Source organism: Parasaccharibacter sp. TMW2.1890, assembly GCF_023337645.1.
Classification (GTDB): Bacteria; Pseudomonadota; Alphaproteobacteria; order Acetobacterales; family Acetobacteraceae; genus Bombella; species Bombella apis.
Genome location: NZ_NWUV01000002.1, coordinates 78995 through 103212, shown reverse-complemented (window position 1 = coordinate 103212; position 24218 = coordinate 78995). Strand labels below are relative to the sequence as shown.

Annotated in this window: 18 protein-coding genes; 5 read left to right on the top strand and 13 right to left on the bottom strand. The window is 62.9% G+C overall.

Annotated elements, in window-relative coordinates; all coding sequences use genetic code 11:
* Positions 1–116: 116 nt before the first annotated feature.
* Genes CPA54_RS05210 through CPA54_RS05195 form a run of 4 tightly spaced genes read right to left on the bottom strand, consistent with a single transcriptional unit; the run spans position 117 to position 6966 of the window.
* Positions 117–2222, bottom strand: coding sequence for a glutamine amidotransferase (locus CPA54_RS05210; protein WP_249085775.1), 2106 nt, complete (start codon positions 2220–2222; stop codon positions 117–119).
* The gene (locus tag CPA54_RS05205; protein ID WP_249085773.1) at positions 2219–4975 is read right to left on the bottom strand and encodes a DUF4159 domain-containing protein; all 2757 of its coding nucleotides are present in this window, start codon (positions 4973–4975) and stop codon (positions 2219–2221) included. Before CPA54_RS05205 ends, CPA54_RS05210 begins: the two co-directional genes overlap by 4 nt.
* The gene (locus CPA54_RS05200) at positions 4972–5892 is read right to left on the bottom strand and encodes a DUF58 domain-containing protein (RefSeq protein ID WP_249085771.1); all 921 of its coding nucleotides are present in this window, start codon (positions 5890–5892) and stop codon (positions 4972–4974) included. Before CPA54_RS05200 ends, CPA54_RS05205 begins: the two co-directional genes overlap by 4 nt.
* Before the next feature lie 33 nt (positions 5893–5925).
* Positions 5926–6966 carry a MoxR family ATPase gene (locus tag CPA54_RS05195; protein ID WP_052348866.1) on the bottom strand — a complete coding sequence of 347 codons (1041 nt, stop codon included), beginning with the start codon at positions 6964–6966 and terminating at the stop codon, positions 5926–5928.
* A gap of 232 nt (positions 6967–7198) precedes the next feature.
* Here CPA54_RS05195 and CPA54_RS05190 point away from each other — a divergent pair, with 232 nt between their 5' ends.
* The 3 genes from CPA54_RS05190 to CPA54_RS05180 are packed head-to-tail and all read left to right on the top strand — an operon-like array spanning position 7199 to position 10785.
* On the top strand, positions 7199–7747 hold the full coding sequence (locus tag CPA54_RS05190) for a DUF1285 domain-containing protein (protein WP_086442113.1): 549 nt from the start codon (positions 7199–7201) through the stop codon (positions 7745–7747).
* Positions 7744–8985, top strand: a complete 1242-nt coding sequence (locus tag CPA54_RS05185; protein WP_249085769.1) for a CCA tRNA nucleotidyltransferase — start codon at positions 7744–7746, stop codon at positions 8983–8985. The genes CPA54_RS05190 and CPA54_RS05185 overlap by 4 nt, the downstream gene beginning before the upstream one ends.
* 21 nt (positions 8986–9006) lie before the next feature.
* The gene (locus tag CPA54_RS05180) at positions 9007–10785 is read left to right on the top strand and encodes an ABC transporter ATP-binding protein (protein ID WP_081562866.1); all 1779 of its coding nucleotides are present in this window, start codon (positions 9007–9009) and stop codon (positions 10783–10785) included.
* On the opposite strand, the gene CPA54_RS05175 is transcribed toward CPA54_RS05180, so the two are convergent.
* The 3 genes from CPA54_RS05175 to CPA54_RS05165 form a co-directional block, all read right to left on the bottom strand.
* Positions 10761–11258, bottom strand: a complete 498-nt coding sequence (locus CPA54_RS05175; protein ID WP_043557878.1) for an RNA pyrophosphohydrolase — start codon at positions 11256–11258, stop codon at positions 10761–10763. The two genes, CPA54_RS05180 and CPA54_RS05175, sit on opposite strands and share 25 nt — an antisense overlap.
* Before the next feature lie 4 nt (positions 11259–11262).
* The gene (locus CPA54_RS05170; protein ID WP_249085767.1) at positions 11263–12777 is read right to left on the bottom strand and encodes a S41 family peptidase; all 1515 of its coding nucleotides are present in this window, start codon (positions 12775–12777) and stop codon (positions 11263–11265) included.
* A 139-nt stretch (positions 12778–12916) separates the two neighbouring features.
* Positions 12917–14221 (bottom strand): murein hydrolase activator EnvC, encoded by a 1305-nt coding sequence (locus CPA54_RS05165; RefSeq protein ID WP_166651576.1) that lies wholly within the window; start codon positions 14219–14221, stop codon positions 12917–12919.
* A 203-nt stretch (positions 14222–14424) separates the two neighbouring features.
* On the opposite strand from CPA54_RS05165, the gene msrB reads away from it, so the two are divergent.
* Complete coding sequence (gene msrB / locus CPA54_RS05160) at positions 14425–14832, top strand: peptide-methionine (R)-S-oxide reductase MsrB (protein ID WP_043557880.1); 408 nt, start codon at positions 14425–14427, stop codon at positions 14830–14832.
* 73 nt (positions 14833–14905) lie between these two features.
* Here the strand turns inward: msrB and CPA54_RS05155 are convergent, their stop codons facing one another.
* The 4 genes from CPA54_RS05155 to carA all read right to left on the bottom strand — a co-directional run bounded on the left by CPA54_RS05155 (position 14906) and on the right by carA (position 21376).
* On the bottom strand, positions 14906–16126 hold the full coding sequence (locus CPA54_RS05155) for a threonine ammonia-lyase (protein ID WP_043557881.1): 1221 nt from the start codon (positions 16124–16126) through the stop codon (positions 14906–14908).
* Positions 16126–16599: a transcription elongation factor GreA gene (gene greA, locus CPA54_RS05150; protein ID WP_043557883.1), complete on the bottom strand. Its 474-nt coding sequence runs from the start codon at positions 16597–16599 to the stop codon at positions 16126–16128. Before greA ends, CPA54_RS05155 begins: the two co-directional genes overlap by 1 nt.
* A gap of 139 nt (positions 16600–16738) precedes the next feature.
* Complete coding sequence (gene carB, locus CPA54_RS05145; RefSeq protein WP_081562870.1) at positions 16739–19993, bottom strand: carbamoyl-phosphate synthase large subunit; 3255 nt, start codon at positions 19991–19993, stop codon at positions 16739–16741.
* 3 nt (positions 19994–19996) lie between these two features.
* The gene (gene carA / locus CPA54_RS05140) at positions 19997–21376 is read right to left on the bottom strand and encodes a glutamine-hydrolyzing carbamoyl-phosphate synthase small subunit (RefSeq protein WP_043557887.1); all 1380 of its coding nucleotides are present in this window, start codon (positions 21374–21376) and stop codon (positions 19997–19999) included.
* A 260-nt stretch (positions 21377–21636) separates the two neighbouring features.
* Between carA and CPA54_RS05135 the strand changes: the two genes are divergently transcribed.
* Entirely contained in the window at positions 21637–22089 is a 453-nt protein-coding gene (locus tag CPA54_RS05135; RefSeq protein ID WP_043557888.1) for a GatB/YqeY domain-containing protein, read from the top strand.
* 66 nt (positions 22090–22155) lie between these two features.
* Here the strand turns inward: CPA54_RS05135 and CPA54_RS05130 are convergent, their stop codons facing one another.
* Both CPA54_RS05130 and CPA54_RS05125 read right to left on the bottom strand, forming a co-directional pair.
* Positions 22156–23109 (bottom strand): DMT family transporter, encoded by a 954-nt coding sequence (locus tag CPA54_RS05130; RefSeq protein ID WP_081562871.1) that lies wholly within the window; start codon positions 23107–23109, stop codon positions 22156–22158.
* Positions 23110–23191: 82 nt separating this feature from the next.
* Positions 23192–24130 (bottom strand): DMT family transporter, encoded by a 939-nt coding sequence (locus CPA54_RS05125; RefSeq protein ID WP_249085765.1) that lies wholly within the window; start codon positions 24128–24130, stop codon positions 23192–23194.
* Positions 24131–24218 lie beyond the last annotated feature (88 nt).

Genomic DNA, 24218 nt, shown 5'->3' with positions numbered 1-24218 from the left:
AACAGTGCTTTCTTTTCTACCAGCTACGGGGGACAGGCCGCAGGCATCATGTCAGGCAGTGGCAGGGCCTGTCAATTTCACAGGGTGACGGCACCACAGCATGGCCTGCTGCCGTTTTACCGTCCTTCACGCCACCAGCCAAGGCCCATCATGGCAAGAATGAGGATGAGGGCCAGCCATCCTGGCAGAAAAGCCGTGCTGGATCCGCCCGCTGCAAGGGCCGACTGATGCAGGGGCAGCCCTGCCCAGCCTGTTCCATGCAGGGGATGGCCTTCGGCGACCTGTCTGATCTCCGGGATGGTCCCTGTTCCGAGCCAGAACAGGCCACCACCGGAGCGGTTTACGAGGGAGGCCATCCTTGTGGCGGTACTGCGCAGGTCCTGGTCTTCCAGCGGGTTGGTTTCAGGCAGGGCCACGGTTGTGCTCAGCCCGCCCTGCTGGACGGTCCATATCCGGCCATTCTGCTCAGGCCGTGATGGCAGGGGCAGGCTGCCTGTCCAGATACCGTCACGCCCCGGCACGGGGGAGAGGGGAAGGACAGCATGATGGCCATCCGGGTCGATGATGTCAGCCTGAACATTGGCCAGAGGAGCCAGACTGGTGCGGCTGACATGCAGCTGCCCCTGCTCGATATGGGCGTCCAGCTGGTTTTCTTCCAGTTCCGGCTCCTTCATCAGCCAGTGTGAGAGGCGGCGCAGCAGTTCGGCCTGTGGTCCTCCACCTTTTTCTCCACGGGACCAGAGCCAGATCTGGTCTGAGAGAAGCATGGCCACACGCCCCTGTCCCTTCTGGTCCAGCACCAGCAGCGGTGCCCCTGAAGGTGTGGCCAGAAGGGTACGGCCCTGCGTCTGGTCCGTACGGAGTGCCCTGTACCATGGGCCCCATTCTTTGCCCCAGGGGCCCTGTTCCGGCAGGGCCTGCGTGACGGGATGGGATAGCCCGAGGGCGGTCCGTCTGGGGGAGAAGGGCTGTGTCATGATACCCTGTTCAGAGGGGACATGGGCAGGGAGGATGGCGCCGACAGGTGTATCCTGCAATGTGCCCGGCTGTGTCATTTCCGGCCCACCAACCACAAGCAGCCCACCGCCCTTGCGGACATAGCGGGCAATATTTTCCAGATAACTCTCCGGCAGAATGTTCTGGTTGCGGAAGCCATCCAGAATGATGAGGTCGAAGCTGTTGATCTTTTGGGCAAAAAGCTCATGCGTGGGGAAAGGGATCAGGGCGAGGTCGGAGAGGGGGGTATCATCTTCCGTATCGGGGGATCGCAGAATGGTGAAGTGGACCAGATCAACAGATGGATCGGCCTTCAGCAGGGTGCGCCAGACACGGGCCCCCTGATTGGGTACACCGGAAACAAGCAGGACACGCAACCTGTCCCGTACGCCCTGAAGCTGGATGATGGTACTGTTGTTCCGCAGGGAAGCTTCACCCGGCAGGGGGGAGGCCGTGAGTTCCTTCAGGGTAAGCCCGGCATGGGTGACGGGGACATCCAGCTCCACGGGCTGGCCGCTCTTCGTATGGGCGAGGATGTTCGTCTGGCCGTCAGGGCCATGGTCCAGAATATCGACAGGCTGCCCGCCAGGCGTTCCCAGATCATCGACCTGAACACGGATATGGGCCGTCTGGCCGATGATGACATAAGGGGGGGCACTGAGAACCCGCAGCCGCCGGTCCGTTTCCTCCCCTCTGGCGGAAAGCAGGAGATGCAGGGGAATGATGCGGCCTGTCATGTCCTTGAGGGACGGGGGAAGCTGGTCGGGAATGTCGTGATCCATTCCGTCCGTGAGCAGGAAGATGCCTGCCGGATTGTTCAGGGAGAGGGCGGCATGGTCCATGGCGTCGAAAAGGCGTGTGCCCTGGCCATGCCCGCCAGAAACTTCCAGCTCATGGATTGTCAGGTCATGCAGTGCCCGGCCCTGGTGCAGCAGTTGGGCACGAGCCTGTTGGACGAGGGCTTTCCGTTGCCCGATGTCCATGGAAGGGGAAACATCCACCACGAGGAGGGCATCCTGTGGCTGGGTCTGCATGTGGGGGTGTATCTGCCGGGGGTTGGCCAGCCAGAGCAGCCCCAGCAGGATGGCACCCACCCGCCAGAGGACATCCCGCCTTCCGCGCAGGGCACCATAGAGACCAGGGAGCAGGCATAGGCCCGCCAGTGCTGCAAGCAGCCAAGGGGGCAGGAATGGTGCCCAGATGATGGAAGACAGGGCGTCCGTCATGGAGCCTCACTTTCATCAGCGTCATCAGGGCCGTCATCATCCCCGTTCCTGAGACGTTTCAGCATCTCTGGATAATGGCGCTGGTCGTTCTTGTAGTTGCCGGTAAGGGCATAGATGATGGTGTTGAAACCAAAGCGGTAGGCCAGTGTCCGCTGATTTTCGCCATCAGGAATGACGGCGAAAGGGTGCTCCCCATTCTGGTCAATGGCCCAGGCATGGGCCCAGTCTGCATTGCCGATGATGACAGGGCTTACGGTTTCGCTGTCATCATTGTTTCCCTGCCGGGCGACATAGACGGGCTGTCCAGCAATGCGACCGGGAAAATCGTGCAGCAGATAGAAGGTATGGGAGAGGGTGTGCTGGTCGGTCAGTCTGGCAAGCGGTGGGATGGGCAGTCCCTCCATGGCCTGTCTGAGGGCGGTGCGGGTAGCCTGGCCATCCGTACCGTCCATGGCGCTGCCTGCGCCCATCTCATCAATCAGGATCATGCCATTGTGCTGGAGGTAATGGGCAAGCGCTGTTTTCCCGGCTGGATCCAGATGGGTGCCGGGTATGACAGGCCAGTAGAGGAGAGGATAGAAGGCCAGATCATCCTGTCCCGGCACGACCCCTACGGGACTGTCCAGATGTGTGGTGCTGCGCTGGTTGAGGAAGTGCGTCAGCCCTTCAAGCCCCTGTTGGACTGCCTCATCCGTGTCTGCGTTACCGGTCTGGATATGGGCCAGACGGATGGCCAGAGCTGCAGGAGGAACAGGAGCCTGCGGGGCCGAGGCTGGTTGCCCCGTCGTAGCGGCCTGCAACTGCGTCACGATGAGCAGCCCGGCTCCCAGGGAAAGAGTGGCGTTGCGGGCCATGCGGAACAGTCCGGCCCGACCGAGGGAGAGGTAGAGGTCCAGCAGGATCAGCCCGAGGGCCAGCAGCATGAGGGGTGGCCAGAGGGGCTGTTCTGGCGTGGCCTGCCCTGCTGCCCTGATCGGACCGAGAGCGGCTTCATCTGCCATAGGGGGCTGATGGTCTGCCAGATTGAGTGGGTGATGCTGGGCAGCCCCTCCGTAGAATCCGGCCTGATGGAGGGCATCGACAGGCTGTTCTGTCGTGCTGGGCAGCGGGCGGATGGCGGGGGATGGCGGTACGAGGGTCTTGTCGAGAGTCAGGACCCGCCATGGCGCCAGGGCGTCCGAGGTGGTGTGATTGGTGCCTGTCTTTGTCTGCATGATGGGAGTACGGGTGATGAGACGTTCCATCATCTGGGGGAAAAGGCCGGAGAGTGGCAGGCTGGACCAGTCTGCCGTCGGGGTGATGTGGAAGAAGACGATCAGGCCGCCGCCTTCCTGCCGGGCAGTTACGAGGGGGGTGCCATCGGTCAGCGTGGCCCAGACATGCCGGGACAGGTCACCCGTGGGCTGGGCCAGAAGTTGACGGGATACGGTGGCGTCTTCGGGGATGGTCAGCCCGGCGAAAGGGGTGTCTGCCGGGAAGGGAGCCAGTTTCTGCGGGCTGCCCCACGACATGGGGCCCCCCAGTTGCCTCATGCCGGAGAGGAGGGGCACGGGCAGAAGAGCAGCGTCATCGTCTTTCATGGTCTGCTGGCTCTGGCGGGCCAGTTCCGGCCCTGCGAAGCGGATCAGGATGCCTCCTTTGCGGACCCAGCCGAGTATGTCGCTCAGCCCCGCATCGGAGAGCGTGCCATCCGTGGCGATGATGATGTCCGGGTGGCGGGGCAGGAGACTGTCCACAGTGCCCTCCTGATAGGGGATGACAGCCTGCAGGGCACGGGTCAGGTAGAAGCCGCTACCTGTCAGCGGTGCATCATCACCATTGATGTGCAGAAGGCCAACCCGGTGCTGGTCCGTCCTGCCGGGTAGAAGCACCATGCCCGCCGGACCGGAAACGGATGGCAGGCTGAAGGCATCGAAATGGTCCGGGTCAGGCAGGGTACGCCAGGTTCCGGTGGGAAGTGGCGTATCGGCCAGGACGGCGAAATGTCCGTCTTTTTCCAGCGTCATGCCCAGCAGGCGGCGTGTCTGCTCCGGGCAGTCGGGGAGTGTTTCCGCCTGTGCCGTCAGCTGGCTTTCCTGCCGGATGGAAAGACGGATGAGGTCGCAGCGGGGCCAGCGTACATCTTCGGTCCGGTGGGCAGGCTGAAGGGCGGCACGCAGGGCCTCATCCCCCGGCTGTGCCAGGCCATTGGAAAGTGCGATGACCGTTGCTCCATGCAGGTCCGGGGCGAGCGCCTGAAGCTGGCGGGCGAGGGTCTGCCGGTCCCCAGGCCATGTGTGGGGGGACAGACCGGCAAGAAACTGTTGCAGGGCAGTGCGGTCACCGGGCTGGAAGGGGCGAGGCATGTGGCCGTCCGCCTCTGGCGTGTTCAGCAGCAGGGTCACCCGCCCGCCGGAGCGGAGTGTGGCTTCTCCCAGAGCGAGGGCATTTTTCCTGCGGTCATCCCAGTGTGGGGTGGCCGCCCAGTCATCATCCAGAATGAGAACCAGTTTCTGCGGGGTCTGCTGGTCCTGTCCGGGGAAATGGAGTGGCCGGGCAAAGGCCAGAACGAGCAGAGCTAGGGCAACCATGCGCAGGAGCAGGAGCCAGAGCGGCGTGCGTGCGGCATCCTGCCGGACAGGCGAGAGCCTGCGGAGCAGGATGAGAGAGGGGAAACGCTGTTGCCGGGGGTGGGGAGGAATGGCCCGGACCAGCCACCACAGGGCAGGCAGGAGGAGCAGGAACAGCAGCAGGTAAGGGGAGAGAAGGATCATGCCCGCCCCCGCAGGAAGGTGTGGCAGTCCGCCAGGACAGGCAGGGCAGGATGGTCGGTGACATGGAGGCGGAAGAAGGGCGCCTGTCCCTTTCCGATCTTTTCAAGCTGGCTGAAATGTTCGGTCAATCGGGCCTGATAGGCCTCATGCAGGTTCTCCGTGGCCGGGAGTGTCAGGTCCGGTTCAGCCTCGCAGCTGGTAAACTGGACAGACCCGCTGAAGGGCAGGCGATGCTCCTGTGGGTCCAGCACGGCCAGCAGGGCGATGCGGCCGGGATGGGTGGCCAGCGGCGCCAGGCAATGCTGCATGGTGGCCTCCTTCCAAAGGAAGTCACTGACGAGCAGCAGAGCTGCATGAGGGGGAACAGCTGTCAGGCTGGGCAGGACCGCATCCCTGCCAGTATCGTCACGGGGAGGAAGCTGCATGAGAGCATGGGCGAGACGGGGCAAGGCCTGATGACCGGAAAAACGGGACCGGAAGCCAGGAATGCCCACATCCTCACCGCCCAGCAGGGCTGCCTGGCCAAGGGCCAGGGCATCAGCCAGAGCGGTGTCATGTTTGCTGGGCAGGCTGTTGGCAGATCGCCAGCGCATGGAGGCAGAGGGGTCAACCCAGATGAAAAGTGGCCGGGGGGCATGCTGCTCCCGCTCCCGAACCCAGAGCAGGTTTGGTTCCGGCGAGCGGGCAGACTGTTTCCAGTCGATCAGGGAGGCTGGTTCTGTTGGCTGATGGGGACGGAACTGCCAGAATTCATGTCCGTCCCCGGCTCTGCGGTTGCCGTGAGGGCCACTGCGCAGCTGCTTTGCCAGCCCTCGGGCTGAGAGAACCAGCTCCGGCAGGGAGACAGGCTGCGGGGCGGCATCACGCCCTTTGCGAGTGCCAAAAAACCGCTGGAAGAAGGAGGGTGAGCTGGCCATGTCCGTACTCTGGGAACCGCCTGGGAGCCCGGCCTAGCCGAGGCGCTTCAGCTGGGCGGCAATGAGCTGCCGGGCATCCACACCCTGCGTCTGGGCGGCGAAGCTGATGCCCAGGCGGTGAGCCAGAACAGGCTCGGCCAGCACACGGACATCTTCCATCGAGGGGGAGAGACGGCCATGCAGCATGGCCCGTGCCCGGCTGGCAATCATCAGGGCCTGGGCAGCACGGGGGCCGGGGCCGTAATCCAGTGACTGACGGACCTCGGCACTGGCTGTTTCATCCTGTGGCCGCAGGCCCCGGACAATGGTCAGGATGGCTTCCACGACCGTTTCCCCGACCGGCAGCGTGCGGACGAGTTTCTGGGTGGCCAGAAGCTCTGCGGTGGAAAATATGCGTTCAGCCTTCCGTTTCGTGGCCCCCGTGGTCTGGAGCAGCATCCGGCGCTCGGCCTCCCGTGCCGGAAAATCCAGCGGAATGCGCATCATGAAACGGTCAAGCTGGGCTTCTGGCAGGGGGTAGGTTCCTTCCTGCTCGATGGGGTTCTGGGTGGCCAGAACATGAAATGGCTTGGGCAGGGGCCATGTTTTGCCACCCTGCGTGACGTGCCCTTCTGCCATGGCCTGAAGCAGGGCGGACTGGGTGCGGGGGCTGGCGCGGTTGATCTCGTCCGCCAGCACCAGCTGCCCGAAGAGGGGGCCGGGCAGGAAGCGGAAATGGCGCCTGCCCTGTTCATCCTGCTCCAGGATTTCCGCCCCGGTGATGTCGGAGGGCATGAGGTCTGGCGTGAACTGGATGCGGCTGTCTTCCAACCCCAGAACATGGGCGCAGGTATTGACCAGCAGCGTCTTCCCCAGCCCCGGCGCCCCGAGCAGCAGCGCATGGCCCCCCCCCAGCAGGGTTGTGAGGACATGCTCGATGACCGTTTCCTGCCCGAGGACGATTCGGCCAATTTCCTGTACGAGCGTTTTCAGCCTGGGGGCCAGCCCATCAAAGGCACGGACCGTGTCATCATGGTGGAACGCCCTGTCCTGGGGGGAGGATGTCGGGCCGGAGGCAGAAGGATGCTGGGTCATTACAGATTCGGAAACAGAGGGTAGGGGGTTTTAACAGGCCGGGATCATTCCCAACTCTGGGGCAGGCGGTAAGCTACCATGTAAGAGGCCCTTTTAAAAAGAGAGGGTCGCAGGAAAGTGGCACACCATCATGCAGGTCCATCGTGATGGAAGGACGGAAAGGGAGGAGATCATGAGCATCAAGCCTTATGAGAGACCGGTGCCCCCGCTGGAGGGGCCGGATGAGGCCGTGATGTCCGAGGACGAGATGGTCCTGCACCTGCCTTTCCATATCCGGCGGGACGGGACATGGCTGTACCGGGGGACGCCCATCCGGCGCAAGGCCATGCTCTGCCTGTTCGCCTCCTGCCTCGACCGGGACCGCCAGGGACGTTACTGGCTGCGGACGCCGACCGAGGCTGGCGTCATACAGGTGGATGACGTTCCCTTTCTGGCGGTGGAGCTGGATTTCAGAGGCTGTTCGGAAAAGACGCAGACATTGTGCCTGCGGACCAATCTGGATGAGGTTTTCTGTGTGGATGCGGAGCATCCCCTTCTGTGTGACTGGGACCGCCCGGCTGATGGAGCGACCGTGCCCTACATCCACATGAGGACCGGAGCAGGCGGGCAGCCCATTCTGGCCCGCATCAGCCGGGCGGTCCTTTTCGAGCTGGCGGCTCTGGCCGTTCCGGGCTGCGTGGGGGGTGAACCCTGCATGGGAGTCTGGAGCCACGGGATGTTCTTCCCGCTTTCCCGCCTGCCGGATGAGACCGTGGACGACCTTGAGGAGCTGTGCGTGTGACCATCAGGACACCATCTCCGGCCGCCCTTCTGGCAGCCCTGTCCGATGTGCCCGGTCACGCCGGGCTGGCCCGTATCTGGCAGGCCCTGCCGGAGGCCCGGCTGGTGGGAGGCTGCGTGCGGGACCTGCTCTGTGGTCGCGACGTGCATGATCTTGACCTGGCCAGCCCGGTTCCACCGGGAGAAGCCCAGCGGCGGCTGGAAGAGGTCGGTGCCAGGGTGATACCGACCGGCCTTGAGCATGGAACCATCACGGCGGTGATTGACCATCACCCTTATGAAATCACCACCCTGCGGCGTGATGTCAGTACCGATGGCCGCCATGCTGTCGTCGCCTGGACGGATGACTGGGAGGAAGATGCGCAGCGGCGGGACTTCACGATCAACGCCATGTCGCTGGATCAGGATGGGCAGCTGCATGATTATTTCGGCGGACTGGATGATCTCCGGGCCGGGAAGGTACGGTTTGTCGGGCAGGCGGCACGGCGCATCGAGGAGGATGCCCTGCGGTGCCTGCGGTTTTTCCGCTTTTTTGCCCGTTATGGCCGTGGCGAACCGGATGGCGAGGCCTGTCAGGCCATCATCCGCCTGCGGGAGACGATGACCCGTCTTTCAGTCGAGCGTGTGGCGATGGAGCTGCTGAAAATCCTGTCAGGCCCGCAGCTTCTGCGAACGCTGGAACTGATGGAGGAAACGGGCACCCTTGCCGTGCTGCTGCCGCATCATGCGCCCCTGTCTGGTCTGGAGCGTCTTCTGGCCTGTGGTGATCCTGCCGAGCCGCTGCATCGTCTTGCCGTCCTGTATCCACCCGGCGGAGGGGACGGGCAGGGCATGGCGGATGTTGGTGCCCATCTGAAACTCTCCAATGAGAGCCGGAACATGCTGGCCGCTTTTGCCAGATACGGGCCGGAACTGGCGGTCACGCTGGATGATGACGACATCCGGCGGGTTCTTTTCCAGCAGGACAGGTCCATCCTGCTGCTGCGAAGCTGGCTGGTGCAGGCGCAGGAGCTGGGACGGCCTGATGGGAGCTGGAATGAGTTGCGGCACCGGCTGGAAACCGTGGAGCAGCCCGTTTTTCCTCTGGCGGGGCGGGACCTGATTGCTCTGGGTGTGAAACCGGGGCCGGAAATGGGGCGGTGGCTGAAACAGACGCAGCACTGGTGGCTCACACAGGGTTGCCGTCCCGATGCCGGGGCATGTCGGGACTGGGTGAGCCACCAGCTTTCCCCTTCCTGAGGGGGCTGCTAGAAGGTCTGCATGACACAGCAGACAGGCAGGCACCCTGCGGACAGGGCAGCGTATGAGGCAACCTTCCCCCTGATGCGGAGGCTCTGGCGGGAGGACATTGCCCGGCACCGGCTCATGCTGCTGGCCGTGTTCGTGCTGACGGTCGTCATGGCCTTGCTGACGGCGGCCTATCCGCTTGTCATCAAGCGGGCGATCGACATGTTCACGGCACATGATCCCCGCATCCTGTATCAGATTCCCCTGCTGGTTGTGGTCGTGACGGGGGCCAAGGCTCTGGCCCAGTATGGGCAGAATGTCTGCGTGCAGGCACTGGTCCTTCAGGTCGTGCGGCGTCTTCAGGAACGCATGTTCACCCATGCCCTGAAGGCGGATGTGGCCCGGATTGAAAGAGAGGCTCCCGCCCGCTGGGCGGCACGCTTCACCACGGATGCCCTCGCCATGAGGGAAGCCCTGACACGTTCGGTCAATGCGCTGGGGGACGTCATCACCATCATCGGGCTTGTCGCCTCCATGATCTGGACGGACTGGGAACTGAGCCTGATTGCGGTCGTGCTGTATCCTCTGGCCATCATTCCCGTGCAGAAGCTCGGGCGGCGGGTGCGCCGGGCCTCCGGCGGGATGCAGGAGCAGGTCGGGGAAGCCTCGGCCCTGCTGACGGAAAGCTTCTCCCTGTCCCGGCAGATACGCATCTACCGGATGGAGGAGCATGAGCATCACCGCATCGGTTCGGCTCTCGACAGGCTGCATGACATGTTCTTCCGTATTGCCAGCAACCGTGCCCGTCTGGACCCGATGCTGGAGGTCATCGGTGGTGTGGCGATCGCTTTCGTGCTGGGGTTTGCGGGCTGGCGTGCCGCCACGGGCGGGGCCACGCTGGGGGACTTCACGGCCTTCATTGCCGCCCTGTTTGCGGCCTCACGTCCTCTGCGTGCCCTGGGGTCGCTCAACACCTCCATGCAGGAAGGACTGGCCGGGCTGGGACGCATTTTTGCCGTGATTGATGAACCGGCCAGCGTGCAGGAACAGCCGGAGGCCCGGCCCCTGCCGGAAGGGCCGGGGCACCTTGTGTTCAGGGATGTATCCTATCGTTTTCAGGATGGGCATCATGCCCTGAAAAATATATCTCTGGATGTGAGGCCGGGGCAGAGCGTGGCTCTGGTCGGGCCGAGCGGGGCGGGGAAATCTACCATGCTGGCCCTGATCCCCCGTCTTTTTGACGTGACGGAAGGGACGATCACGCTGGAGGGGGTGGACATACGGTCCCTCACGCTGGCCAGCCTGCGGGATCATCTGGCCTATGTCAGTCAGGAAACGGCCCTGTTCGACATGAGCGTGCGGGAGAACATCCATCTTGGCCGTCCTTCTGCGACACGGGAGGAGGTGGAGGCACTCTGCCGGATGGCGGCACTGGATTTCGTGCATGATCTGCCGGAAGGGCTGGAAACCATCATCGGTCCCGGTGGGCAGAGGCTCTCGGGTGGACAGAGGCAGCGCATCATGCTGGCCCGTGCCCTGCTGCGTAACCCCCGCCTGCTGCTGCTGGATGAGGCCACGAGTGCGCTGGATTCAGAGAATGAAGCCCGTGTGCAGGAGGCTCTGGCCCAGCTTCGGCAGGGGCGGACGACGCTCATCGTGGCGCATCGGCTTTCCACCGTACAGAGTGCCGATCACATCGTGGTTCTGGATCAGGGCCAGATTGTCGAGACGGGCACCCATGCCCAGCTCATGGCCAGGGCCGGACTTTACGCCCGGCTGGTGAAGGCTCAGGCTCTGGACGCCGCCCGGTAGATGGCAAGAATGTCGGGCAGGAGCCGTTCGTAGACGTCCTTCTTGAAGCCCAGATTGTACCTGCCGCTCAGGACATCCTCCGGTGGCACCCAACGCCATGTGGTGAACTCGATTTCCTCAAACGTGTCCAACCTGATGTCGCTGTCCTGGCCGGTGAAGCGGAAGAGGAACCACTGCTGTTTCTGCCCCCGATACTTCCCGTGCAGGGCCTTGCCGATAAGGTGGTCCGGCAGGTCGTAGAGAAACCAGCCATCCCGCTTACCGATCATGGTGGCGTTGTTTGTGCCAATCTCTTCTTTCATTTCCCGCCAGACGGCCTGTTCCGGCTCTTCGCCCTCATCAATGCCGCCCTGCGGAAACTGCCAGATGTCCCCCGGCAGGTCCGCACGGCGGGCCATGAAGATTTCGCCTTTCCCATTGAAGAGGACGATGCCGACATTGGGGCGGTAGGCCAGTGTTTCACGCAGGGACATGGGCTTATTTCTTCGTCTTTGCTGCACTGTCGTCCTTGGCCTCATCAGGGGCCGTGTCGTGGGACTGTGGCGGCAGTTGTGGATGGGCGAGCAGGGCGGCCTCATGGGCTGCATCAGCCCCGCCAGTCTGGGCATTGATGAAATGCAGGGCCTGTTGGAGCTGGAAGTCCGTTTCCGGCTTCGTGGGGTCGAAGGCAGGCCATTTAGCAGGGGGCAGACGTTCCACGGTCTTGGCGAAAGCGGGCAGGTCCGTCCGTGGGGCCTCCTTGGGCAGTTTGCCATCCGTGTTGGTGATGGTGTGGGCGAGGTCGGCCTCATGGTATGTAAAGAGGCTGTCATCATCCCGGCTGGCCAGAACGGGCACATCCGGCGTGATGCCCAGCCCCTGGATGGACCGGCCCGACGGCGTGTAATAACGGGCGGTTGTCAGCCGGATGGCCCCCTGGTCGGCAATGGGGATGATCGTCTGGACGGACCCCTTGCCGAAGGTCCGGTCTCCCATGATGATGGCCCGGCGATGGTCCTTCAGCGCACCGGCCACGATCTCGCTGGCAGAGGCCGAGCCGGCGTTGGTCAGGACAATGATGGGCAGGCCGTGGGTGATGTCCTTGCCGACACCATCCCAATGCTGGTTGCCCTCGGGGTGGCGGCCACGGATGGAGACGATCTCTCCATCCTTGATGAAGTCACGGGCCACGGCGATGGCCTGGTCCAGCTTCCCGCCGGGGTCGGAGCGGAGGTCCAGCACGAGGCCGTTCAGTGTCTTGCCGGGCGTCTTGGCGACGGACTGGACCAGCTTGCCGTAAGCCTTGCGCATCTCCTTTTCCAGCGAATCATCAAATTCACTCAGGCGGATATAGCCCGTCTGCCCATAGAGGGCGGAACGGACGATCTGCACATGGATGATCTCCCGTGTCAGGGTCAGGTTCTGCTGCTTGCCAGTTTTGGGGCGCAGGATGGTCAGGGTGATCTGCGTTCCCGGCTTGCCCCGCATCTTGCGGACGGCCTGATCCAGCGTGAGGTTGGCGATGCTCTTGTTGTCCACCATGGTGATGACATCGCCGGACTGGATGCCCGCTTTGGCAGCCGGTGTGCCATCAATGGGGGAGACGACCCGTACATGCCCGGCATCGCCCTGCACCTGTAGCCCAAGCCCACCAAACTGGCCGGACATCTCATCCTGCATGTCCTTGAGCTGCTGGGCATCCATGAAGGAGGAGTGAGGGTCCAGATTGCTGATCATTCCGTCAATGGCATTGCGGATGAGCTTCTTGTTGGGAAGGGGAGAGACATATTCCGAATGGGCAATGTCCATCACCGTGCCCAGCAGTGTCAGCATACGGACGGTTTCAGCATTGTTGCTGTCGCTGCTGTTGGCCGACGTGTTGCTGTCCTTGTGTGTGATCTCCTGCGCCCAGGCGGGGGGGACGAGTGACGGGCGACTGGCAAAAAAGGCACCAGAGGCAACACCCATGGCTGAACAGGCAAGACCCAGCATAAGGCCAGTGCGGAAGTTCATGGTCGGTCTATTCCTTAACATTTAGAAGACAGGCGGTTCGCTGCGATCAATATGAGAGGGCCCTGGCCCGGAGACATGATGGAGGCAGCTTACAGTGTTTTCGGCACGGGTGAAACTCCCGGCAGGACTCAGCATGGCCTCAGAAGAAATGGGCCGGATCCATGAGCTTTGTTCCCTGCCGCAGCTGTACGAAGAGGAGAGGGTCCCGGGTGGGCATCTGGCCGATCACGCCCCCCTGCTGGACGGACTGGCCGCTCTGTAGCTGGAGCGTGCCAAGACCGGCCAGAACAAGTCGCTGTTTCTGCCCGCAGTCCAGAATCACCATGGGGCCGAAGGAGCGGAAGGCCCCGCTGAAGAGCAGGCGGCCCGTGCAGGGGGCGGTCACAGGGGCGGAAGGAGCCGTCTGGTAGGTCAGCCCCGTGGCGGGGCCAGCCTCGGTAGGCTGTGCCCAGCGTGTGACGATGCGCCCCTGCACAGGGGCCCGTGCAGAGCCCCGCATCAGCCCTTTGCCGGGGTTGAAGCTGCGGTCCTGCTGCTCCACTTCCTGTTCCTTGTGGCGCTGGTGCAGCTTGTGGAACCGGGCCTTCTGGGCCCGCAGGCGGCGGCGTGTTTCAGCTTCCTGCCGGGCCAGGACGGTGATGATGGCTGTCAGGGCCTCCGTGCTCTGGCGGGCCTGTGTCAGTAGAGCCTGCTGCTTTAGCAGGGCCTGCTGGGCCTGTTCCGATTTTATGGCCGCCTGCTCGGCCCGGCTTTCTGCCTCGTTCTGGCTGGTCTGGAGGCGGGTTTCCTGTGCTGTGATGGTACGGCTCTGGTCTGTCAGCCGCATCTGCTCTCTCTGGAGATGGGTCTGCCGCTGGATGTTGTCTGCCATGGCGTCCCGGTTCTGCTGGTGGCGCAGGGCGAGAAGGGCAAAAGGAACTGCAGGGCTGATGGCTGGATTGTCTGGTGGCATAAGAAGGGCGAGTTCTGGCGTGGTGTTCATCTGCTGGAGGGCAGGAAGACGTGTGGCTTCATCCAGAAGAATGGTGTTTTCTTCGGCTTTCAGCTGGTCATTGCCCGTACTGAGCTGGTCCAGCTGAGCTGAAACCTTTGTGAGGTGACGTTCCACGAGCATGTGCTGCCGGGCCAGTCTGGCCTGCTTCTGGCGCAGGCGGGCCAGCTGACGGGCACTGAGATGCGCCTGGGCTTCAGCCTTGCGGGTTTCTTCTTCCTTCTGCTGGAGCAGCTGGGCTTTCTGGGCCAGAAGCTGCTGAAGATTCCGCCGTGCAGCCCGTGCCTTGCGGATGCCAGCCTCCGTGGTGGGAATGGGCGTGTTTGATCCCCACAGAGTACCGGCCTGGTCTGGGGCGGCATGGGCCTGATGCTGGTCGGCAAGGCAGGTCAGCATCAGGCAAGGCAGCAGCCAGCAGAGGGCGAGGGATGTGCTGGTGCGTTTCGGGAGCATGAGCCTGCCTGGGAATCCCTTTCCGGGTGGGATGGTATGGGGCTTGAAAAACACATCTGACAGCATGAGATCAGTCAGGCAGGAATGAGTGACAGGGACATGCGGGACAGATGCGATGATCGGTTTTCGTATGTCTTTTGTGGCGGAGAATGGGCTGTCTGTCCAGCCGGAGGGGCGGGATGGTGCCCCGGAGAGGAGTGGAGATGAAAGACCAGACATCTGAAAAAGCAGCCGTCTGTGGCTGTGGGCCGCTCAGTGAAGCGCAGAAGCATGTCCTGCATGGTCATGGAACCGAGCCGCCGGGTTCCAGCCCGCTGAATGGTGAGAAACGGCCCGGTCATTACGACTGTGCCGCCTGCGGGAAGAGGCTGTTCAGCTCGACGGCGAAATATGAGAGCGGATCAGGCTGGCCGTCTTTCTTCCGGGCCGTGCCCGGGGCGGTGGGCGAGCGTGAGGACCGCAGTCTCGGCATGGTGCGGGTGGAGATACATTGCGCAGGCTGTCACGGTCATCTGGGGCATGTCTTCCCTGATGGCCCCCCGCCCACGGGGCTGCGTTACTGCACCAATGGTCTGGCCCTTCATTTCGTCCCGGACGAAGAGGGAGCCTGAACGCAAAAAAGGGAGTGGCCCCGTCTCACACGGGCAGGACCACTCCCTTCTGCTTCAGAGGACGTTCCAGGGGTCAGTCCCGTTCGACGTGGTAATGGCGGGAGAGTTCCCGCTCGATTTCCAGGGCATGTTCCGTGTCACGGGCTTCGATCATCACCACCAGCTCTGCCGTCTGCACGGAAGGTGCGGCGAAGAGGCGGTGATGGGAGACCTCGATGATGTTGCCACCATAGCTGCCAATCTTCTCGGAGATGGCGGCCAGCAGGCCGGGGCGGTCGGGAATCTGGAAGATCAGCCGCAGGATGCGTCCTTCCCGCAGCAGGGAGCGGAGGATGACATGGGCAAGGATGCGGGCATTGATGTTGCCGCCGGAGATGGGAAAGCCCACCTTCTTGCCCCTGAAGAGGTCATGATTGGCCAGAATGGCGGCCAGTGGCGTGGCTCCGGCCCCTTCGCCCACCTGACGGGCCTTTTCGGCCAGCGTCGTGATGGCACTTTCGACCTGGAGTTCGTTGACGACGAACACGCCATCAAGGTTCCTGCCAATGACATCCAGGCAGTGATGGCCCGGCTGGACGACGGCGATGCCCTCGGCAATGGTTGACCCGCCGGGAACGGAACGGAGCGGTTCAGGGTAGGCACCCAGTGGGGAATAGCCCTCCACCTGCACGCCATAGAGCTTCGTCTTCGGGCTGAGTTCTTTCAGTACCGTGACGAAACCGGCCATGAGGCCACCTCCACCGATCGGCACCACGATGGCGTCCAGATCGGGCGCATCCTCAATCATTTCCAGAGCGCAGGTGCCCTGTCCGGCGATGACGGCAGGATCATTAAAGGGGTGGATGAGGGTCTGGCCTTCTTCCTGACGGATTTTTTCGGCCGTTTTCACGGCCTCGTCGAAATTCTCGCCCGCCAGAACGACTCTGGCTCCCCAGCTCTGGGTGGCGGCCACCTTGGTGGCGGGGGTGAAACGGGGCATGACGATGGTGGCTTCCACGCCCAGAAGGCTGGCCTGCCGCCCTACGCCCTGGGCATGGTTGCCTGCCGAGACGGTGATGACACCCCGTTTGCGTTCCTCGGGCGTGAGCAGGGCCATGCGGTTGGCCGCTCCACGCTCCTTGAAGGAGCCAATGGCCTGAAGATTTTCCAGCTTGATGATAATCTCTGCTTCCGTCAGCCGGGAAAGGGCCACATTGCTGATCGTGGGCGTACGGGCAATGGTGGCGGCAATGCGCTTCTGGGCGTCTTTGACGTCGTTGAAGGTCAGGCTGGTCTTGGAAGCAGAGTCCGGCATTATTTGTAGATCACTTTCAGAACTTCATAGGTACGGTCCCCGCCCGGTGCCGGGACGGAAACGCTGTCCCCAGCTTCCTTCCCGATGAGGGCTTTGGCAAGGGGGGAGGAGATGGAAATGCGGTGCTGCTTGATGTCAGCTTCGTGAGCGCCGACGATCTGGTAGGTGCTTTCCTTGTCGGTTTCCTCATCCACCAGCTCGACCGTGGCACCGAACTGGATGCGGCTGCCGGAGAGGGTCGTGGGGTCGATCACCTCGGCCGTGGAGATCAGGCTCTCCAGCTCCAGCACCCGCCCCTCGATGAAGGACTGACGCTCCCGGGCGGCGTGGTATTCCGCATTCTCGGAGAGGTCCCCGTGGGAGCGGGCTTCTGCAATGGCCCGGATGACGGCGGGGCGTTCCTCTGATTTGAGCTGGCGAAGCTCATCCTCAAGGCGTTTCAGTCCTTGGGCGGTCATGGGGCTTTTCTGCATGGAGGGAATCCTCGCACTGGTACAAAGAGATGAATGGCACACCGCCCCGCCCCCTTCCACATGGAGCGGAAAAGGGCGGGGCGGCATACGCTGTGGCGGACAGGATAACCAGCACGCCATGCGTGCTGCAAGCCTTCTCTTAGAAGGCGCCGTGGAAATAGGATTGCAGCGGCGCCACATCCGGCTCCTTCTGTTTCAGGACAGAGATGGCATAGGTTGCTGCCCGGGCACCGGCGATGGTCGTGTAATGGGGCACGTTCATCGTCAGGGCGGAGCGGCGGATGTCAAAGCTGTCCCGGGCGGACTGGCCACCCTGGGCGGTGTTGATGACCATTTGCACCTCGTTGGAGTGGATGGCATCCACACAGTGTGGGCGACCTTCCAGCACCTTGTTGACACGGGTGACCGGAATACCGGCTTCCTTGAGCCGGTCCGCCGTGCCACGGGTGGCAAGAATGGTGAAGCCCATCTCCACCAGCTTGCGGGCCAGTGGCTGCACATGGGCCTTGTCGCTCTCCCGGACGGAGAGGAAGACGGTGCCTGTCCGGGGGAGTTTCACGCCTGCGGCCAGCTGGGATTTGGCAAAGGCCATCTCGAAGTTGGCATCCAGCCCCATTACCTCACCAGTGGAGCGCATTTCCGGCCCGAGGATCGTATCAACGCCGGAGAAGCGGTTGAAGGGGAAGACCGCTTCCTTGACGGCCACATGTGGGGCGACGGACCGGCCTTCCAGCGGGAACTCGGACAGTCTGGCTCCGGCCATGATCCGGGCCCCGATCTTGGCGACCGGCACACCTGTGGCCTTGGCCACGAAAGGCACCGTGCGGGAGGCACGGGGATTGACCTCCAGAACGAACACCTCGTCATCCTTGATGGCGAACTGCACGTTCATCAGTCCACGGATGCCCAGCTCACGGGCCATGGCTTCGGTCTGGGCCTTCAGCTCCGTCACCAGAGCCGGGGAGAGCGTGTAGGGCGGCAGGGAGCAGGCAGAGTCGCCAGAGTGGATTCCGGCTTCCTCGATATGCTCCATCACCCCGGCGACATAGACATCATGACCATCGGCAATGCAGTCCACGTCGGCCTCGATGGCCTCATTCAGGTAGTGATCCAGCAGGACCGGCCCGGTGGAGACATCCTCACCGGCGGCACGCAGGACGGTGTTGAGGTAATGGGAAAGACCGGCCCTGTCATAGACGATCTCCATTGCACGGCCACCCAGCACGTAGGAGGGACGGGCCACGACCGGATAGCCGACTTCCTCGGCGATCTTCAGGGCCTCGTCGGGGGTGCGGGCAATGCCGTTGCGGGGCTGGCGCAGGCCCAGCTTGCGCAGCATGGCCTGGAAGCGTTCCCGGTCCTCGGCACGGTCGATGGCATCGGCCGGGGTGCCCAGCAGGGTGATGCCCGCTTCCTCCAGCGCACGGGAGAGCTTCAGCGGGGTCTGCCCACCATACTGCACGATGCAGCCCAGAACGGTGCCGTTCGTCATCTCCTTCTTCACGAGGCTGATGACGTCCTCGGCTGTCAGCGGCTCGAAATAGAGACGGTCGGACGTGTCATAGTCCGTGGAGACGGTTTCCGGGTTGCAGTTGACCATGATCGTCTCGAAACCGGCCTCACGCAGGGCGTAGGCGGCATGGACGCAGCAGTAGTCGAACTCGATGCCCTGACCGATCCGGTTGGGGCCACCGCCGAGGATGACGATTTTCTGTTTGTCCGTCGGGCGGCTCTCACAGTCCGGGATGCCGAAGCCCCCTTCATAGGTGGAATACAGATACGGCGTGTCAGAAGAGAACTCGGCTGCACAGGTGTCGATCCGGCGATAGACGGGCAGCACGTCCAGCTTTGTGCGCAGGGCGACGACGTCCTTCACGCTTTTGCCGCTCAGGCGGGCAAGCTGCTGGTCGGAGAAGCCCTGGGCCTTGATCTGGCGCAGGCTGATGGCGTCATCCGGCAGGCCGTTCGCTTCGATCTCACGTTCCGTCGCAATGATGCCTTCCAGCTGGCGGAGGAACCACGGCTCGAAATGGCAGGCTTCCTGAATGTCCTCCAGTGAGAGACCGGCCCGGAAGGCCTGGGCGGCCATGAGGATGCGTTCCGGCCGTGGCTCGGAGAGGGCGGCACGGTAGGCATCCGGGGAGCCATCGCCGGGGGCTTCCACAGGGTCCAGACCTGTCAGGCCCGTCTCCATGGAGCGCAGGCCTTTCTGGAGGGATTCGGCGAAGCTGCGGCCCACGGCCATCGCCTCACCGACGGATTTCATGGAGGTGGAGAGCAGGGCCGGCGTGCTGGGGAATTTCTCGAAGGTGAAGCGGGGAATCTTCGTGACGACGTAGTCGATCGTCGGCTCGAAGCTGGCCGGAATGGTGCCGGTGATGTCGTTCGTCAGCTCATCCAGAGTGTAGCCCACGGCCAGCTTGGCGGCGATCTTGGCGATCGGGAAGCCGGTAGCCTTGGAGGCCAGGGCGGAGGAGCGGGACACGCGGGGGTTCATCTCGATGACGACCATGCGGCCATCCTTCGGATTCACGCCGAACTGCACGTTGGAACCACCCGTCTCCACGCCGATGGCCCGCAGGCAGGCGATGGAGACATCACGCATCCGCTGGTATTCCTTGTCCGTCAGCGTCATGGCCGGGGCCACGGTGATGGAATCCCCGGTATGGACGCCCATCGGGTCGATGTTCTCGATGGAGCAGACGATGATGCAGTTGTCCGCCACGTCACGGACCACTTCCATCTCGTACTCTTTCCAGCCGATGACGGATTCTTCGATCAGCACCTCGGTGGTGGGGGAGGCATCCAGCCCGCTGGCCACGATCTGGGAGAATTCCTCCCGGTTATAGGCGATACCACCGCCGGAGCCGCCCATGGTGAAGGACGGACGGATGATGGCGGGCAGGCCGATATGCTCCAGGGCCGTGCGGGCCTCGTCCAGCGTGTGGGCGATGGCACTGCGGGGGCTTTCCACGCCGATGGCATCCATGGCCTCACGGAACTTCAGGCGGTCCTCGGCACGGTCGATCACGTCAGCCCGTGCGCCGATCAGCTCCACGCCGTGCCTGGTGAGGAAGCCGGACTTGTCCAGCGCCATGGCGGCATTCAGGGCCGTCTGGCCACCCATGGTCGGCAGGACGGCGTCGGGCTTCTCCTTGAGGATGATGCGCTCGACAAATTCCGGCGTGATGGGCTCGATGTAGGTGGCATCAGCCAGACCGGGGTCGGTCATGATGGTGGCCGGGTTGGAGTTCAGGAGGATGACACGGTAGCCTTCCTCCTTCAGGGCCTTGCAGGCCTGTGCGCCGGAATAGTCGAACTCGCAGGCCTGCCCGATGACGATGGGGCCAGCACCGATGATGAGGATGGAGCGGATATCTGTGCGTTTGGGCATGGGTCAGGCTCCTGCCTTGCTGGTTGTGCGGGCTGCGGCGCGGCGGTCCATCACGGCGACAAACCGCTCGAAGAGGTAGAAACTGTCGGTCGGGCCGGGGCTGGCTTCCGGATGGTACTGGACGGAGAAGGCTTCCTTCACGGTGGAAGCCAGTCCTTCGTTCGAGCCGTCAAACAGGCTGACATGCGTCACCCTGACGGTATCGGGCAGGGACTTCTCATCCACGGCGAAGCCGTGATTCTGGCTGGTGATTTCCACCCGGCCCGTCGTGAGGTCCTTCACCGGCTGGTTGGCCCCACGGTGGCCACGGTCCAGCTTGTAGGTTGTGCCGCCCAGTGCCCGGGCCAGAAGCTGGTGGCCGAGGCAGATGCCGAAGACCGGAATGTCCGCCTCCATGACGGCCTGGATGGCCGGGACAGCATAGACGGCCGTGGCGGCGGGGTCGGCCGGACCGTTGGAGAGGAAGACGCCTTCCGGCTTCAGGGCGAGGATCTCCTCACCCGTGGCGGTGCCGGGGAGGACATGCACCTCACAGCCAGCGGCAACGAGGCTGCGGAGGATGTTGTCTTTTGCTCCGTAATCCAGAGCCACGACACGGCGTTTCACGGCCCGCTCGGGGCGGGTGTTGTGCCATGTGGTTTTCGTCCAGCTGCGGGCGGGCTGGGCAACCTCCTTCACGAGGTCCATCCCTTCCAGACCGGGCCATTCTGCAGCCTTCTGGCGCAGGGCGGCGAGGTCGAAGCGGCCATCTTTCGGGTAGAAAAGCAGGGCGTTCTGCGGCCCCTTGTCCCGCAGCAGGCGGGTGATGCCCCGTGTGTCCACACCGCTGATGCCGGCCCGCCCGTGGGCTTTCAGCCAGTCCTGCAGTGGCTGGATGGACCGCCAGCTGGCCGGGGCGGTGACATCTTCTTTCACCACGAGGCCGAGGGCCGCCATGGTGGGGGCCTCGTCATCATCCCCGTTGGTGCCGACATTGCCGATATGGGGGAAGGTGAAGGTGATGATCTGTCCGGCGAAGGAAGGGTCTGTCAGTGTTTCCTGATAGCCCGTCATGCCGGTGGAGAAGCAGAGCTCGCCTGCGGCACCGTCATTGAAAGCCCCGAAACCACGGCCCCAGAAATGGGAGCCATCCGCCAGCACGAGGACGGCCGTTGCGCCTCTGGGGGGCATGTCATCGGTAGGGTGGGTCATGGCGGATGTCTCCTCTGACGTCTCGTTCAGGTCGGCCAGGGTGATCCCCGGCACATGAAGCAGGGCAGGCCAGTGTTTTGTGGGTATCATACCAGCCTGCCGCCACTTGCGCACGGCCTCGGTGCTGACACCGGTAAGCTGGGCGATTTCAGCCGCACCGCCTGCTTTCTTGATGAGTGAATCGACGTTCATCTGTCTGCTGCTCTGCCTCGTGCCCTGTCTGTTCTGAACCCGGATGGGCCTGTCCCTTCATAGGGCAGCCAGAGCGTGATGGGAAGTTTTTTCCCATATGGAGGGAGGGTGCCGGAATACAAGCAATGGTGGGAAGTTTTTTCCCGCATCTGTGACTGCTCCCTGTGGACTCCTGCAATATCGACAGGATAGTGCAGGGCTGGTACCTCTTACGCTCCTTTATGGAACTTATAAACTCATCATTAAGAGAGAGAACCATCATGTCACTCCGTACCCGTATCATGGATGATCTCAAGGCAGCCATGAAGGCCGGTCAGTCTGACCGTGTGGCGCAGATCCGTGCCATTTCCGCAAAGATCAAGGACCTTGATGTCGCTGCCCGGGCCAAGAGTGGGGAGGTGAGTGAGGATGATATCCTTCTGGCCCTGCGTTCCATGATCAAGACACGAACGGAGTCTGCGGCCATGTACCATCAGGGCAACCGGCCCGAACTGGCCGCCAAGGAAGAGGCGGAAATCGAGACCATCCGCAACTATCTCCCGGCGGAACTGTCCGAAGATGCCCTGAAAGAAGCCATTGCCGAGGCCGTGAAGGAAACAGGTGCCGAGGGCATGAAGGACATGGGCAAGGTGATGGGTGTGCTGAAAGGTCGCTTCGGTGCGGCACTGGATGCCGGACGGGCCAGCGGTCTCGTCAAGGCCCATCTTGGCTGACGGTTTTTCCGCTTTGCGGACCGGAGTGTGAAAACCCCGCCTGATGAAACAGGCGGGGTTTTCGTGTCAGTGGTAGGAGTGGGAGGCTTCGTTGTTCTTGTGGGCCCGGACACAGGCCAGAACGCCGCTGACGGAGAGCAGGAAGGCAGCAGCTTCCCATATGGTGGGCAGGCGCTGCTCCCAGAGGAAGCCGTAGATCAGCGAGAAGAGCGTTTCGAACAGGATCATCTGCCCGACCATCGTCAGGGGCAGAAGATGGGTCATGCGGTTCCAGAACGCATTGGCGATGGTGGAGGAGAACAGCCCCACACCGCAGGAAATGAGGATGAAGCGTGTCCAGCCGGTCGTGGGCAGGTGCGCCGGCCAGAAGAAGGCGGCTGGCAGGAGAATGACCAGCGACAGGATACCGGCCATGACGCCTGTCAGCAGGTTCCATTCATCGCTCGTGATGTGATCCAGCTTTTTCAGCCAGTCAGAGTTGATGACATTGAACAGTGTCCAGCCCAGCAGGGACCCGATGGCCATCAGCAGGCCGACGGCCTGTAGCAGCGGGCCGGTATGATGCAGGGCGGAGCCGACAAAGAAATTCTGCCAGGAGATGCAGAGGATGCCCGCCGTGCTGAGCAGGATGGATGGGATGAGCTGGCGGAATGTGACAACGGCATTATGGCGACAGATGCCAGCCAGTGTCACCGTGACGGGGATGAAGCCGATGATGAGGGATGGCATGGCTACGCCGCTCAGCTGGATGGCCACGCCCATCATGCTGTAATAGCCCACGCTGCCCAGTATGGCGAGAAGTACGAGCGCCCGGAATGCCTTGAAGGTAAGGTGTGGCAGCAGCGTTTTCAGGCGTGGGAGAAGGATGAGAAGGGAGACAATCCCGAAGGTCAGATAGCGCAGCGTTGCCAGCTGAAAAGGCGTGAACGGGGCGACAAGCTCCGGGGCGAGAAATGTTATCCCCCAGAATGCTCCCGCCATGGCACCATAAGCGGTGCCCATGAGGATGGAACGTGTCATGCAGGCTCATTCTTGAATTGTTAATTATGCGATATGGGCCTGTGTTGTAGGTAATGGTGCCTGCGTCAAGAGGGAAGAATGTTCAGCCGTGCTTCGCCGGACCGTGGGCACGGACGCAGGAGATGACCCCACTGATGGCCAGAACGATGGCGCAGGCCTCCAGAGGCCGGGGAAAACGCTGCTCCCAGAGGAAGCCGTAGAACAGGGAGAAGAGCGTCTCGAACAGGATCATCTGCCCGACCATCGTCAGGGGCAGCAGGCGTGTCATGCCGTTCCAGAACGCATTGGCCACGACCGAGGCCAGCAGGCCCATCCCGCAGGCAACCATGAGGAAATGCGCCCAGCCCGTGGCGGGCAGATGCTGCGGCAGCAGGAAGGCCAGAGGCAGCATGAGCAGGGCGAGAGCCCCGGTGACGAGGCCTGTCAGCAGGTTCCAGTCATTGTGGGTGATGTGGTCAAGCCGCCGCAGCCAGTTGGCGTTCTTGACGACAAAGCCTGTCCAGCTGAGCAGGGCACAGGCCGCCATGAGCAGCCCGGCCAGCTGGACCCAGAGGCCTCCCTGATGCTGGGGAGAGGCATTGTGAAAATTCTGCCAGGCGATGCAGACAATGCCGCCTGCACTGAGCAGCATGGAAGGGACAAGCTGGCGGACATGCAGGGTGGAATCATGCCGCAGTGCTCCCACGAGGGTCACCGTGACAGGGATGAAACCGACGATCAGCGAGGGCATGGCTACGCCACAGAGCTGCACGGCCGTGCTGAGCAGGCTGTAATAGATGATGTTGCCCATCAGGCTGAGCCCCAGCAGGCCCCACCATTCGGCAGCACCCAGATGGGGAAGGAGTGTCTTCAGCTTCGGGGCGAGCAGCAGCAGGGCGATGACCCCATAGGTGACGAACCGGACAGACGCGAGCTGCAATGGTGCGAAGGGGCCGATCAGCTCCGGAGCGAGGAGGGACAGTCCCCACAATGCTCCTGCTGCGGCGCCGCAGGCAATGCCGGTGAAGGTGGAACGTGTCATGAAAAGGCCCGCTCTCTGCTCTGGAATGGAGGGTGTGACCTGTCGTGTGTTGAAGTTTGGGATTCTTTCGTCAAGGGGGAATCGGGAG